This window comes from Ruminococcus bovis (assembly GCF_005601135.1).
Taxonomy (GTDB): domain Bacteria; phylum Bacillota; class Clostridia; order Oscillospirales; family Acutalibacteraceae; genus Ruminococcoides; species Ruminococcoides bovis.
In genome coordinates this window covers 155,064-168,216 of record NZ_CP039381.1, presented here as the reverse complement: position 1 = coordinate 168,216, position 13,153 = coordinate 155,064, and the positions used below count along the sequence as shown (strand labels likewise).

At 40.2% G+C, this 13,153-nt stretch carries 18 protein-coding genes and 2 other RNA genes; 7 read left to right on the top strand and 13 right to left on the bottom strand.

What is annotated here, in order from left to right; genetic code table 11:
• Nucleotide 1 precedes the first annotated feature (1 nt).
• Entirely contained in the window at nucleotides 2-937 is a 936-nt protein-coding gene (locus E5Z56_RS00825) for a ParM/StbA family protein (protein ID WP_138156093.1), read from the bottom strand.
• Nucleotides 938-941: 4 nt separating this feature from the next.
• Nucleotides 942-1,178, bottom strand: a complete 237-nt coding sequence (locus tag E5Z56_RS00820) for a cysteine-rich VLP protein (protein ID WP_138156092.1) — start codon at nucleotides 1,176-1,178, stop codon at nucleotides 942-944.
• A gap of 282 nt (nucleotides 1,179-1,460) precedes the next feature.
• On the opposite strand from E5Z56_RS00820, the gene E5Z56_RS00815 reads away from it, so the two are divergent.
• The 5 genes from E5Z56_RS00815 to E5Z56_RS00795 all read left to right on the top strand — a co-directional run bounded on the left by E5Z56_RS00815 (nucleotide 1,461) and on the right by E5Z56_RS00795 (nucleotide 4,889).
• Entirely contained in the window at nucleotides 1,461-2,597 is a 1,137-nt protein-coding gene (locus E5Z56_RS00815; protein WP_138156091.1) for a DUF6076 domain-containing protein, read from the top strand.
• Nucleotides 2,594-3,475, top strand: a complete 882-nt coding sequence (locus E5Z56_RS00810; RefSeq protein WP_138156090.1) for a hypothetical protein — start codon at nucleotides 2,594-2,596, stop codon at nucleotides 3,473-3,475. Before E5Z56_RS00815 ends, E5Z56_RS00810 begins: the two co-directional genes overlap by 4 nt.
• A 384-nt stretch (nucleotides 3,476-3,859) precedes the next feature.
• Nucleotides 3,860-4,189, top strand: coding sequence for a DUF6442 family protein (locus E5Z56_RS00805; protein ID WP_138156089.1), 330 nt, complete (start codon nucleotides 3,860-3,862; stop codon nucleotides 4,187-4,189).
• Nucleotides 4,186-4,395, top strand: a complete 210-nt coding sequence (locus E5Z56_RS00800) for a helix-turn-helix transcriptional regulator (protein ID WP_138156088.1) — start codon at nucleotides 4,186-4,188, stop codon at nucleotides 4,393-4,395. The genes E5Z56_RS00805 and E5Z56_RS00800 overlap by 4 nt, the downstream gene beginning before the upstream one ends.
• A gap of 11 nt (nucleotides 4,396-4,406) precedes the next feature.
• Nucleotides 4,407-4,889 carry a flavodoxin family protein gene (locus E5Z56_RS00795; RefSeq protein ID WP_138156087.1) on the top strand — a complete coding sequence of 161 codons (483 nt, stop codon included), beginning with the start codon at nucleotides 4,407-4,409 and terminating at the stop codon, nucleotides 4,887-4,889.
• Between the two features lie 482 nt (nucleotides 4,890-5,371).
• Here the strand turns inward: E5Z56_RS00795 and E5Z56_RS00790 are convergent, their stop codons facing one another.
• The 3 genes from E5Z56_RS00790 to E5Z56_RS00780 all read right to left on the bottom strand — a co-directional run bounded on the left by E5Z56_RS00790 (nucleotide 5,372) and on the right by E5Z56_RS00780 (nucleotide 6,313).
• Nucleotides 5,372-5,734, bottom strand: a complete 363-nt coding sequence (locus E5Z56_RS00790; RefSeq protein ID WP_232842488.1) for an integrase core domain-containing protein — start codon at nucleotides 5,732-5,734, stop codon at nucleotides 5,372-5,374.
• Between the two features lie 2 nt (nucleotides 5,735-5,736).
• Entirely contained in the window at nucleotides 5,737-6,003 is a 267-nt protein-coding gene (locus E5Z56_RS00785; RefSeq protein ID WP_138156085.1) for a hypothetical protein, read from the bottom strand.
• A gap of 67 nt (nucleotides 6,004-6,070) precedes the next feature.
• On the bottom strand, nucleotides 6,071-6,313 hold the full coding sequence (locus E5Z56_RS00780) for a helix-turn-helix domain-containing protein (RefSeq protein ID WP_138156084.1): 243 nt from the start codon (nucleotides 6,311-6,313) through the stop codon (nucleotides 6,071-6,073).
• Between the two features lie 130 nt (nucleotides 6,314-6,443).
• On the opposite strand from E5Z56_RS00780, the gene E5Z56_RS00775 reads away from it, so the two are divergent.
• A complete protein-coding gene (locus E5Z56_RS00775; protein WP_138156083.1) occupies nucleotides 6,444-6,605 on the top strand; it encodes an Arc family DNA-binding protein in 162 nt (53 codons plus the stop codon).
• A 98-nt stretch (nucleotides 6,606-6,703) separates the two neighbouring features.
• On the opposite strand, the gene E5Z56_RS00770 is transcribed toward E5Z56_RS00775, so the two are convergent.
• The 8 genes from E5Z56_RS00770 to ffs all read right to left on the bottom strand — a co-directional run bounded on the left by E5Z56_RS00770 (nucleotide 6,704) and on the right by ffs (nucleotide 11,346).
• Nucleotides 6,704-7,060 (bottom strand): TnpV protein, encoded by a 357-nt coding sequence (locus tag E5Z56_RS00770; protein ID WP_138156082.1) that lies wholly within the window; start codon nucleotides 7,058-7,060, stop codon nucleotides 6,704-6,706.
• A gap of 3 nt (nucleotides 7,061-7,063) precedes the next feature.
• A complete protein-coding gene (locus E5Z56_RS00765; protein ID WP_138156081.1) occupies nucleotides 7,064-7,243 on the bottom strand; it encodes a hypothetical protein in 180 nt (59 codons plus the stop codon).
• Nucleotides 7,244-7,442: 199 nt separating this feature from the next.
• Nucleotides 7,443-7,787, bottom strand: a transfer-messenger RNA (tmRNA) gene (gene ssrA, locus E5Z56_RS00760).
• Between the two features lie 33 nt (nucleotides 7,788-7,820).
• Entirely contained in the window at nucleotides 7,821-8,282 is a 462-nt protein-coding gene (gene smpB, locus E5Z56_RS00755; protein WP_138156080.1) for an SsrA-binding protein SmpB, read from the bottom strand.
• A gap of 18 nt (nucleotides 8,283-8,300) precedes the next feature.
• Nucleotides 8,301-8,903, bottom strand: coding sequence for a recombination mediator RecR (recR, locus tag E5Z56_RS00750; RefSeq protein WP_138156079.1), 603 nt, complete (start codon nucleotides 8,901-8,903; stop codon nucleotides 8,301-8,303).
• Entirely contained in the window at nucleotides 8,903-9,253 is a 351-nt protein-coding gene (locus tag E5Z56_RS00745) for a YbaB/EbfC family nucleoid-associated protein (RefSeq protein WP_022505016.1), read from the bottom strand. The genes recR and E5Z56_RS00745 overlap by 1 nt, the downstream gene beginning before the upstream one ends.
• A 37-nt stretch (nucleotides 9,254-9,290) precedes the next feature.
• Complete coding sequence (dnaX, locus tag E5Z56_RS00740; RefSeq protein WP_232842460.1) at nucleotides 9,291-11,171, bottom strand: DNA polymerase III subunit gamma/tau; 1,881 nt, start codon at nucleotides 11,169-11,171, stop codon at nucleotides 9,291-9,293.
• 76 nt (nucleotides 11,172-11,247) lie between these two features.
• Nucleotides 11,248-11,346, bottom strand: an RNA gene (gene ffs / locus E5Z56_RS00735) — signal recognition particle sRNA small type.
• A gap of 177 nt (nucleotides 11,347-11,523) precedes the next feature.
• On the opposite strand from ffs, the gene ilvB reads away from it, so the two are divergent.
• A complete protein-coding gene (gene ilvB / locus E5Z56_RS00730) occupies nucleotides 11,524-13,143 on the top strand; it encodes a biosynthetic-type acetolactate synthase large subunit (protein WP_138156077.1) in 1,620 nt (539 codons plus the stop codon).
• The last annotated feature ends 10 nt before the right edge of the window (nucleotides 13,144-13,153 follow it).

Sequence of the window (13,153 nt, the reverse complement as noted above, 5' to 3'; positions counted from 1 at the left end):
TTTATACACGTCCTTCATTCTTCGCCTCGGCTCTCAGATAAACGTCTGCGAGATATTCATAGCCTTTTGCGGCGGCACAGATGTCATCAATGAACTTTACACGGTCAAGATTGCCGTGATAGAAATTCTTGATCAGGCAACCGCCACCGCCGCAGACGTAGAGTTTCATCGTGCTTTCGTCATAGCCGTGCTCACGCAGGCGGCGGAAAATCTCGGCGACATATTCCTCCGCAATAGCTGTGATGATTTCCAAATCCGAATCAGGAATATCTGCCGTGCCTGTCTGCAACACCTCGTCGATGATATAGTCGTTTAGCTCTCGGCGTGTATTGCGCATAAAGCCTTCACGAATAGCGAGGGTGCATTGATAAGTGCCGAACTTCTCGGTGAACATCTTACCGCTTTGCGGCTTGCCGTTGACAAGATAAAGTGTGTTCATCGTACCGTTACCGATATCGGCTACCATACTCAGACCTTTGAGCGTGGATTTGATAGGCACAACCGCAGAATAACCCTGCGGATAGATTTTCACATCACAGATTCGGATATGATAATCTACATTCCGAAAAGTGAACGCTACCTCTTTGCTCTTTGACAGATATGCGGCAAAATCCGCTTTCTGTCCGCTTGTCCAAGTTAAAGGCAAGCCTGCGGCGATAATCACATCCGCTTCGGTAAGCCCTTCATCCGCAAGCTCGGTTGCGATAGCTGCGAGCGTGAGAATATAATAATCCTCATCATTCTGCTTTTCGGGCAGAAACTCCTTGTGACCTTCGCCGATCAGATAATACTTGTCGTTGTAGGTAAGCATATCCTTTGTAAATAGCGGTTCGCTGTCGTGGGTGGTTATACCGGTCTTGAAACAATGGCTAGCGGTTTTGATATTGCCGTAACCGTGGTCGATACCGATAATCTTAAAATTGTTTAGTGTTTTCATAAAATCATCCTTTCAGTTTTTCGTTGTAGGCGAGTATGTCGCCGTAGAGTTTTGGGAAAGCAGGCAATACGCATTTCAAAAGATAGTTGCAGTAAATGCCATACTTACTGATCAGCTGCACGCAGCTGTGTTCTTCGCCGTCGTCGAGCAACAGGCAGTTGTCGTCAATGCAGTTGCAGCACGAATGACGAACAATGCGGTTTACTCTTTCGGACAGCTCTTCGGTAATTTTCAGTACCATAGCTTGTACCTCCCTTCGTGTATTTTGGAGGGCTTTTCGTCCCCCTACTGTATTAAATACACGAAAATCCGAAAACTTAGGGTTTTAAGAAAACATAGTGAAAACGAAAAAGAAAACACTAAAAAACGGCTTGAATACTGAACAATCAGAATTCAAGCCGATAATTTTATATTACGGAAAACAATAATTCAAAATTTTTTCAAAAATTTCTTCTAAAACGGAGCAAAGGGAGTTTTATGGGACACCTGTTTTGGTAGACTTGATAGTGAGGAGGTGTTGGTTTTGGAAAAAATCAGCTTTTTCAGCGCCGATTTTCGTGACGGAAGAATACGGATTGGCAAGAAAACTTATCCTGCGGGAACGTTCGCTACACACCTTTTGAATCAATATTATAAGGATGAAACGGCGGCTCGGTTGGCTGTATACAAACAATACAGCTGGCATCTATACGATACGATCTCTGCCGGTTATCTTGATAACAATGATGTTTTACGATCCGGGTGGGAGATCCAACAAATCTTAAAAACCTTACCCAAGCTGCAACCGTTCACTAAGCTGGATGTTGAAGCAGAGCGTATTAGAATATCTGAACTTTTTACAGAGGATAACGCAAACTTTATCCGAGAGTATTTCAATGCAAAGGCTCAGATTTTAGCTATGGGAATCAATGAATCCGCGTTGGATTTACTGCCGATCGAAATAGATGAAGTTCAGCAAAAAACAGCGGACAACCTACTTAATGATATGATGACAACTCTGGCTTTCTATGATCGTATCAGCAACGATATGAGAGAAGCGTTTGAGGGATTAACCGAGTTCTGCGACAGACTTGACGAAGCTGAGCGCTTTGATGAGGCGCACTTGCTCCCGATAGCTCTGGATATATTCGGCAACGAAGAACTTGGTATGACTTCCGAGTATATCGCTATGCGCAAGACATCTAAGAGCAAAAGTTTAGTTACGGCGAGAAGAATGTATTTTGATAATTACTACAGCTTTGTTCTGACGGATTTCTTCGAGGGCTTGCACTACGGTCATTATCCGAGAAGGTGTCCTATCTGCATGCGATATTTCCTGATGACTTCGGCAAGGCGGCAAGTATATTGCAATGGAACCGCACCTTATACGCTGAAAGGAAAATCAATCACCTGCCGAAAATATGCGGCGAGGATGAAGGAAAAGGAACTTTCCGAAGGCAATCCTATCAATCCAGTTTACAAAAGCCGCTGCTCTGCGATTCGTGTGGAACAAAAAAGAAGCACCATCACAGCAGAGTTTGCTGCGATGGCGCTGAAGGTTGCAAAAGAGTATTGGCAAAAAGCGAAGTATGACGACAACTATGCTAAAGGTCAATACAAAGCAGATATGAAGCGCGAGAATTTGTACAGAGAAACGGACAGGAGAATCAAGCAAAAGTGAGCCATATAGAGAAAAAAGAATTTGAAATTTACCGCATTTCGCCGCCACCGCCCAAATGGGATTTTCAGGAATATATGCGTCAGTATGTACAGACCGGTGACGATAAATATTTCTACTGGTTCCTACACTATTACGAGCCGACGCTAAACGAAAAGGCGAAGTCCTTTAGGAATAAATACTCAATGGAAGAGCACTTTGCCGATATAAAGCAAAGCCTTGTAACAGGCTTGTGTAAGGCTCTGATCAACTACGATATTTCCATAGCTCCTTTTCTGCCGTATGCTCAGAGGTATATGGAGCGTGAGGCGCATAACTATATCCGCACAATGCGGACGGGCTATTCCGTGCAGAGCGAATTTGAATATGCCCGACTCCGTAAAGTGATGGATATTTTCAATCATTCAGGCGGTGAGTTTACGGAGGAAACCATTTCACAGGTTGCAACGCAAATCGGTGAAAGCGATGAGAAAACAAAGTCTATCATCGAGGGCGGCATCCTTACCGAAAACTATACGGATGTTCAGAGTAATGATGAGGACGATACAGGAACAACCGACTTCCTTCTACCGGATTCCTCTCTCAATCCCGAAAATATCTATTTCAAGCAGAAGTTATATGACAAGCTGTATGAAGCCTATGACGGCTTAGAATATACAGAAAAGATGATGCTCGCCCAGCACCTCGGCTTTTGCCCAGAGTGTTTCAGTACTCGCTACGCTGACAAGACCGATTTAGACGAAAACGGCAAGCCAAAAGAAAAGCCAATCAAGCCGCTGCCATATACCGACATTGCCACCGATCACGGATTCAGCGATGCCAATACGGCAAAGCGGGTATGTGAAAGAGCTATGAGTATTATAAAAGCTGTAATCAAATAATCTTTATGCTTTTATGAATGCGCTCTGCATATCGTTTTGCCTCATACGCTCCGCCGTAGTTGCGGACGGTGTAAATCAGAACTATATCGCTGTTGTCTATCATCCAGCAATTGCGGGCTTTGATGGCAGCTTTCCTTTAGTCTGCCGACGCAGATTATATTAAGCATAAGCATAACGACCTCAAAAGATGACGCACTTTCCGTTTGTGGCGACGGGAGCGGAAAGCGGGGCGCTTTTGCGTGAAGGCTGTGCTTGACAAGAAAACTTTGCAAAAACTCTTGACAAGTAAACTTGGCAGTGTTATAATATTGACAATAAAACTTGGCACACGCGAGCGTGTTTATACTTAAAAAAACCGACGCGGGCAATAAAGGAGTTGTTATTATGAACAGGGAAGATGTTTTGAAGATGGCTCAGGAGGAGAACGGGGGCAGGGACGTCGCCGACCTTGACGCTCAGAAGAGAGGCGCGTATTTTGCCTATCTGATCGGTATCTGCCTGATAATATGCGTCGATATCGTTGAGGGGATAGTCCTGCACCGCATCAGTTACGGCTGCAATATGGCAATGTTCGTCATGGCGTTCGTTGCCTTTTGGACTAAATATCGCGTCCTCGGTAAAAAGCACGAACTGTTAGTTGCGCTGATATACGGGGTCGGCGCGGCCGTATGGACAGTACTGTGGATCCTCCAGCTATGCGGGGTGATCGCATGACGGAAAACGGACTTGTGCTGAAAAACAACCTTGCCGCGATCCGAAGGGAGAAAAAGCTCTCTCAAGCTGAGCTTGCAAAAATAGTGGGTGTGTCACGCAATACTATAAGCTCGATCGAGACTGGGCAGTTCAACCCAACAGCCAAGCTTGCGCTGATCCTCTGTATCGCGCTGGATAAAAAGTTTGAGGAATTATTCTATTTTTAAGGGGCGATACTATGAAAACAGCAATCGTATACTATTCCATGAGCGGAAATACCGCGCAGACCGCCGAAAAAATCACCGCTGAGCTTGACTCCGACCTTATCCGGATCGAGCCGGTAAAGGAATTTCCGTCAGAGGGCGCGCGAAAATTCATCTGGGGCGGGATGAAAGCGGTCATGGGCAACAAACCGCGGCTGCAGCCGTATGTATTTAACGGCGGTTATGACAGGGTGATCATCTGTACGCCGGTATGGGCGAGCAATATCGCGCCGCCCATCAGGAGCTTTATCCATGAGAACAGAGAATCGCTGAATGGCAGGAGCATAGCGGCGGTTGTGTGTTTTGCCGGCGGCGGAGCGGACAAGGCTCTGCTGAAGCTCAAACAGCTCCTCGGCATCGAGAGCCTTGAAGCCGAGCTCGTTTTGGTTGATCCGAAGGATAAGCCTACTGAGGATAACGAAAAGAAGATTAAAGAGTTTTGTGAAAAGCTGAAGTGAAAAGAGAGCTTTTTATCTTTCTATCATGCTCTTGCCGTTTCCGATGTCTTCTTTGACGTGCTTATACTAATCCTTGATAAAAAGATTAAAACAGATATTAGAGATAGATTTCGCAGAGCGAGGCGGACGGCTGACGAGAACAAGCTGTCAAATTCACCCATAGCACCCGTATAGAAAATCTCACATCCCCGCTCGGCGGCGCTCATTACCGACGTATACAACTTATCCTCTATATTCTCAAATACATTCCTATGCCCGAACCCGCAGCAAGCCTTTTTCATAATCGCCTCGTAGATACACTTTAGATATATTATGTGCCTATATCAAACATCATAACACATAATAGGCATAAAATAAAGTCATAATAAATATGAAACGAGGTTTATTTCTGTGTTGTAAATAGATATGACCCATTTTAGGGTAAAAATAAAATACGATTTAATATTTCGCTTGTTTTACTGACTTTTGATTATGAATATTAATTAATGAATGGATTTCAATTCTAACTTTTCACTCAATAACTGCATTGGACTTTTGTATTCAAGTGTTCTCATTGTCTTGTTATTACTCCATTCTAAATGTCCTTTTAACTTTGTATTTAATTCTTCAATATTTTTGAATGTTTCCCAATCATAGAAATATCTTTGGTCGTTTCTATGACTTCTTTCTACCTTCCCATTGTGCCAAGGTGTTCGTGGTGGTATTAATTTATGATTTATACCTAATTTGTTCAATTCTATTTCAAAAGGACTTTTCACTTCACTGCTTTGATATTTATATGTGAACTCTCTTCCGTTATCTGTTTGAACCGTTTTTATTTTAAACGGAAATTCTTTTAATAACATTTTCAAGAATTTAGTTGAGTTTTCCGTGTATGTTCTTCAAACCCATATACAAATCTCATTCTTGTACATTCATCTATTGCAGTCCATTGATAAAAATGCTTTCCGTCCCTTAAAGCCTTGCCTCTTAAGCAATTGTATGGCACTTCTTTTACATCTATCTGCACCTTTTCTCCAGGTATTAACAGCTCCGGATATCTTCTATGATTACGGCTCTTTTTCTTGGTCTTTTTATATTTTACTAAGCCCATTCTTTTTGCAGCATATATCATTCCTGAATAGCTTCTTGTATATCCTTTTCTCTTTAAATCACTGTATACTCCATCCCATCCATATCTTTCATAGCACTTTTAAAAGAATTTCTAATTTGTCTTTCTTCTCTTTTGTGTGTCTGTTGGGATGACTATGTGGTCTGCGTGATTTAGGCAATAGCGATTGCCAGGTACCGTCATATTGTTTACACCATCTCTTTACGCTTGAAAGACTTACACCGTACACTCTACTTGCTTCGCTTTTTCCTTTTCTTAGTGCGTATTTTACTATGGCTTGCTTTTTCTTTGCTTCTTGTGTTATTATATTCATGAGGAGTACTTCTTTCTTAGGTTAATGTTTTTGAGCGATTCCATTATACCATATTTTGAAGTTACTCCTCTTTTTTATTGGGTCATATCATTTTAGCACATACATAATAAATATGAAACGAGGTTTATTTATGGCTGTTAAGATTTTATCTATACGAATTGACGAGGAAATGTTGAACAAGCTGCACGTTGTAGCCGACTATGAAGGTCGCTCGGCGAACAGTCAGATATTGATTCTGATTCGTGACGCGATTGAAAAGTACGAGGAAAAACACGGAAAAATAGAATTATAAATAGTACTGCATCGGAAAGCCGAATTTCATAGGGGCATATTGCAGCCAAATATATAAAACAATCAGAGCAGGATAATTCAATCTCCTGCTCTGATATTTTATTGATAGATTATTCCATCATTGACGATTTCTTCTGCACGGTTGCGGATATTGTTCATTTTTCGCACCCACAGCATTTGATTCTCGGATTTGAGCTGTTCGGTAACACCTTCTTGCTTTGCAAGTTGATTTACTAACCGAAAGAACATATCCTCTGCCTGTTTATCAATATCAGCGAGGTAGGCGGTGAGCTTACAGCTCGTCAGAAGGTTAGTATAAATGATGGGATGATGTTTTTCGAGGTATCGTAAATGTCGCTTGCCCCAAATCCCGATTTCAACCTTTGGCTGTTCGGGCAATTTCAAATCTGGCAGCAAGTAATCTCCCTGCAGCGTGTATGTAATCTTTGTAGTCATAGCTTATACCTCCTCGACCTTGATTTTCTTGATTTTTGCTTTAGTGAACTTGATCAATAGCTCATCAATGATGTCGGTGTATCGTCCCTGTGATATTAGGTCATTTCTCAAATCAATCAGGCTGTTGATGACCGTGCGCCGTTCATCAGGCATTAAGTAAATGTGATACTTTGGATTTCTCATTTTGTTACCTCCGTTATGTTTGATGATTCCATTATAAACGGAGAAGTGTGATAAATCGAATGTGTGGGTTCAAAATTCTTTAAAACAGAAAAACGCCGTTCCGGCTTTTACACTGAAACGGCGTTCTGTTGTTGTATCAGAGAACACATTTTACGGCAAATCCGCCGCTGAAAAAGTAGGTGTTCGTCCAATACTTGTTTGGTGGAGGTGAGGGGAATCGAACCCCTGTCCGAAAATCTATTCCCAAAGCTTTCTACGAGTGTAGTTTGTATATTAACATTCCCTTACATAGTCGCCTACAAACAGGCTACTATGCTTAGTAGTTCCTAATGTGTGACAATGGTCGGAACACTCCAATGTTCACATTTACCACTAAATGATGCCCTAATTAAGTCGTGGTAATCTTAAAGAGGACAAGCTGCATTAAGCAGCTAGAGCAACTTTATTGTTGTCGTTTAATTTAAAAAGTTGTAGGTTATAAGTGGTCCTACGCCACTACTCGCTTACTAAGGTTCAAAACCCCCGTCGAAACCTTTACACCCCCATATATAAGGCAGTTTCCTGCCTATAATGTGGATTAATATTGCCTTTCTTTCAAAGCTCTGTCTATGTTTCTTTTAGCATCTCTTTCAGCCATAGTAGCTCTCTTGTCATAGAGCTTTTTACCTTTGCAAAGACCAACTTGCATCTTAACCTTACTGCCTTTAAAGTAAAGACTAATAGGGATAAGTGAAAGTCCTTGTTGCTGAAGTGTGCCAAAGAGTTTTAAAATCTCTTTTTTGTGCATTAACAGTCTTCTTACTCTCATAGGGTCTTTGTTAAAAACATTACCATGGTCATAAGGAGAAATGTGCATACCGTTTACGAAGATTTCTCCGTCAACAATATTGCACCAACTATCTTTTAGATTTACTCTACCTGCCCTTAGTGACTTAACTTCTGTGCCACAAAGCTCAATACCTGCCTCATAGCTTTCAAGTACAAAGTAGTCATGATGGGCTTTTTTGTTTTGTGCAATTGTTTTTGTACTTTCTTTCATAACTACACCTAAAATTTATCAAAGGTCTGTTCTGCCTTCCAAAGCTCTTGCAAGTGTAACTTCATCAGCATATTCCAAATCTCCACCTACAGGAATACCATATGCCAGTCTTGTAACTTTTATACCAAGTGGCTTTAGTAATCTTGTTAAGTACATAGCAGTTGCCTCACCCTCAACAGTAGGATTAGTTGCCATAATAACTTCCTTAACCTCTTGATTATTCAGCCTTGCTAAAAGTTCTTTAATTTTTAACTGGTCAGGACCAACTCCATTTAGGGGAGAGATTGCTCCGTGAAGTACATGATAAGTACCTCTGTATTCATTAGTGCTTTCCATAGCCATTGCGTCTCTAGGTGTTTCAACAACACAAATAACAGAATGGTCACGACTTGCACTTGTACAAACAGGACATTTGTCTTTATCGGTAAAATTGCAACAAATGCTACAGTACTTTATCTTTTCATGTGCATCAATAATAGCTTTAGAAAACTCCTCTGCTTCTGTTTTTGGCATATTTAGAACAAAATATGCAAGTCTTTGGGCAGTTTTTGCACCAATACCCGGAAGTTTCTCAAATTGCTCAATGAGTTTTTGCAAAGGAGCAACGCTATAACTTGCCATTAGAACATACCCGGAATGCTAAGACCACCGGAAATAGCAGATAGTGCATCTTCCTTTTCTTTTGCAGCATTTCTAAGTGCTTCATTAACTGCACCGATAACAATGTCACTTAACATTTCAACATCTTCTGGGTCAACAACTTCAGGGTCAATTTCAAGTGACTTAACTTCCATCTTACCTGTAACAGTAGCCTTAACTGCACCACCACCGGCAGTAGCTGAATATTCCTTTTCTTCCAGCTCAGTAGTTGTTTCTTCCATCTTCTGTTGCATTTTCTGTGCTTGCATAGCTAGTTGCTGCATATTTCCAATGCCGCCACCACCATAGTTCTTTGGTAATCTTGCTTTCATATTAATAATTCCTTTCGCTTTATAAAATTATTATACTTTATTCTTCAGTAATTTCAATACCTTTTTCCTTTAAATTGTCAGTAAATTCATCCAGAGGGTCATTTTTTTCAACTTTTTTAACCGGTGGCTTGTATGGACCAAGGTTATATCTCTTACCGGTTAATTCTTGAACTGCATCTCGGATTCTGTCCTTTTGCTCAGGATCTCTCTTTAGTAGTTTAAAAGGTATATCTGTTTTTGCATCAATCAGTAGATAATTTCCACTAACATAAGCAGTAGTATCTAAGAAAGACATAGCAATAGTTTTGCTATATTCTTTTAGGTTCTCAACAACTTCTTGCCATTGCATAAATGGTTTTGCATTAGCATAAATTTCTTCAAGGTTAAGTTGCTTTTTAGGAGCAGGTTTGTGTTCCTCAACCTTTTTAGGTTCATTGTGATTAATAATTTCAGGGAATGGTACAGGACTGCTTGGAACAGTTGGAGCAAATGAACTTTCAGCTTTAGCTCTTTCTTCCTTTTTTAGAAGACCTTTTTTAACTTCCTCAATCTTGTTTCTTAAGCTATCTGCACCGGCATATTTATCTTGCTTAGGTGTACCATCATCAACAAATGGATTAACAGGTGGCTTTTCTGTAGGAACAACCTTTTCTTCCTTTTGAATTGGCTCTGTAGAAATAGGGGAAGGAGTAGTAACTTCTTCCTTTGCAATAGGTGAAGTTTCTGTATTAGTAACCTCTTTAGTTTCGGTAGTTTTAGCTGAACCGAAGTTACCCATATTTACTGCTCTTTCAAGTTTAACCAATCTTGAAAGTAAAGCCTCTTGACTACCGTCAAGTTCAGGAGCAGTTAGTTTAATTAAAGCAGTTTCCATTTCTGTACGGTTAGATGAGCTTTTACCCATTCTTTCTGCACTTCTTTGAAGTACATCCATAAAGTAAATTATATCTGCCAAAGAAACATAATCACATTGACTTACTGCCTCATCAAATTCCTCATCACTCATAACAATCATTTGTCTTGGGTTATTAATTGTTTTGATAAGCATATAATTTCTAAAGTGGTCAATAAGTTCAGCACAAAGCCTTGCCATATCTTTACTTTCGGAATGTAGCTTATCAACAATCTTTAAGGCTCTTTGAGGGTTCTTGTTTATACAAGCAGAAGATAGAGAGAAAAGGTAGTCTTTTTGAGCAAGACCTGCAGCTTGTCTAACAACTTCTGCATCAATATTTTTGCAAATACCAATACATCTATCCATTATAGACAGAGAGTCACGCATTGCACCATCTGCAATAACTGCAGTTAGGTGACAAGCATCATCGGTAATAGTTACATTTTCTTGTTCTGCAACATACTTTAGTCTTTTTGTAATATCCTCAGGAGAAATTCTGTGAAAGTCAAAACGCTGACATCTTGAAAGAATTGTCTGAGGTAACATATGAACTTCTGTTGTAGCAAGAATAAATATAACATGAGCAGGTGGTTCTTCAAGTGTTTTTAGCAAAGCATTAAAGGCTGCATCGGTAAGCATATGAACTTCATCTATAATGTAAACTCTGTACTTACCTTTTGATGGGGAAAAGGAAGATTCTTCAATCAGTTCCCTAATATCATCAATACCTCTGTTACTGGCTGCATCCATTTCTACAACATCAAGTAAGTTGCCTTCTTGAAAATCGATACAGTTTTCACATTTACCACAAGGGTTGCCGTCTTGTAAATCAAGACAGTTTACTGCTTTTGCAAGAATTTTAGCACAAGTTGTTTTACCTGTACCTCTAGAACCGGTGAATAAGTAAGCGTGATTAATTCTGCCACTTTTAAGTTCATTCTTAAGAGTAGTAGTAACCTGAGGTTGACCTACTACATCAGCAAATGTTTCCGGTCTCCATTTACGGTACAAAACTTGATACATAAAATTCACCTGCTTTTCTGTAAAATAAAAAATTGCAAACCGTTATGCCGTCATAACGGCAATGATTTACATAAGTGAACGGCAGACTTACTATATCGCATCGAGAACACTGCTTAATGCTGCTCAGTTCCCTGCCTGACATGATTCACAGGCCTCAATCGTATAGGGCCTGTCGTTCGCTTATATAAACCAAAAGTATAACTGGTTTGCAACGCATAATGTATTATAACATATAGATTTAGAAAAATCAAGGAGTTTTTTTTGCTTTCACTACTTGAAATAAATTAGGGAATATTGTATAATCAAGAGAGTAAAAAATAGTAAAAATTTAGCATAGGAGTATAATAGGCTTATGATTAGTGGTGCAGACATTATGATTAAGTGCTTGGAGGCCGAAGGTATTGATACAGTTTTCGGTTATCCGGGTGCAGCTATATGTCCATTTTATGATTCACTATATAAATCTAATATAAAGCATGTTCTTGTAAGAATGGAACAGTCAGCAGTACACGCAGCTAACGGTTATAGCCGTTGTAGTAACAAGGTTGGTGTATGTGTTGCAACATCCGGTCCCGGTGCTACAAATATGATTACCGGTATAGCTACTGCTTACTCAGACAGTATTCCGGTTATTTGTATTACAGGACAGGTAAAGAGAGAACTTCTTGGCAGAGATGTTTTCCAAGAAGCTGACATTACAGGTGCTTGTGAACCATTTGTAAAGCATAGCTACCTAGTAAATGATACAAAGGACTTGCCAAGAGTATTTAAAGAGGCTTTCCATATTGCCACAACAGGCAGAATGGGACCTGTTCTTATAGATATACCTCAGGATGTTCAGGAAGAAGAGATTGAGTCTTTTGAATATCCGGATAGTGTTGATATTGTTGGATACAAACCAAATGTTCGTGGTCACAAAATGCAGATTAAAAAGGCAATTGACCTTATTAAAGAAGCAGAAAGACCGCTTATTGTTGCCGGTGGTGGTGTACTTTCTTCAGGAAGTAAGCTAAAGCTACAACAGTTTGCAGAAATGACAGGTATTCCGGTAATTTCTACATTAATGGGTATCGGTGTAATGCCTAGTGAACATATGCGTTACCTTGGTATGTTAGGCACACATGGTAAGAAATATGCAAATATGGCATTGCATGAAAGTGACTTGCTTATTGTTTGTGGTGCTAGACTTGGTGACAGAGCTGTTGCAAAGCCTGACCAAGTTAGTCGTACAAGCAAGATTATACATATAGATATTGACCCTGCTGAAATCGGTAAGAATGTTAGAACAACAGTACCGATTGTAGGGGATATGAAGAATGTAATTGAAAAGTTAATTGATGAAATCGGTGACTACCACATTCCTCATGAATGGTGTGAAACCTATAGAGAATGGAAAGAAAAACTTTATAGAGTACCACCTGTTAAGGAAGGTTATGTTGAACCAAGATCATTGATTGCAAAACTTTCATTTATGATGAAGAGCAAGGGTATCCTTGTAGCCGATGTTGGTCAGAACCAAATTTGGTGTGCCAACAACTTCCGTATTCGTGAGGGTAGATTCCTTACAACCGGTGGTATGGGTACAATGGGATATAGTGTTCCTGCAGCAATCGGTGCTAAAATGGCAAGACCATCAAGAGATGTTGTTGCAGTTTGTGGTGACGGTTCTTTCCAAATGAACCTAACTGAACTTGGCACAATTATGCAGAATAATGTAGATATTAAGATTATTGTTATGCGTAACAATCGTCTTGGTATGGTTAGAGAACTTCAGTCAAACCATTACGGTAGCAGATACAGTGCTACAATCCTTGGTGATCCTGACTTTACAAAGATTGCTGAGGCTTATGGTATTAAGACTGCTGAAGTTAACTCAAACGAAGAGGCTGAAAAAGTTGCAGAAGAAATGTTTAAGCTAAAAGAACCTTTCATTCTTATCTGTAATGTTCATCCTGATACACCATCAATTTAAGTAGGGGGAT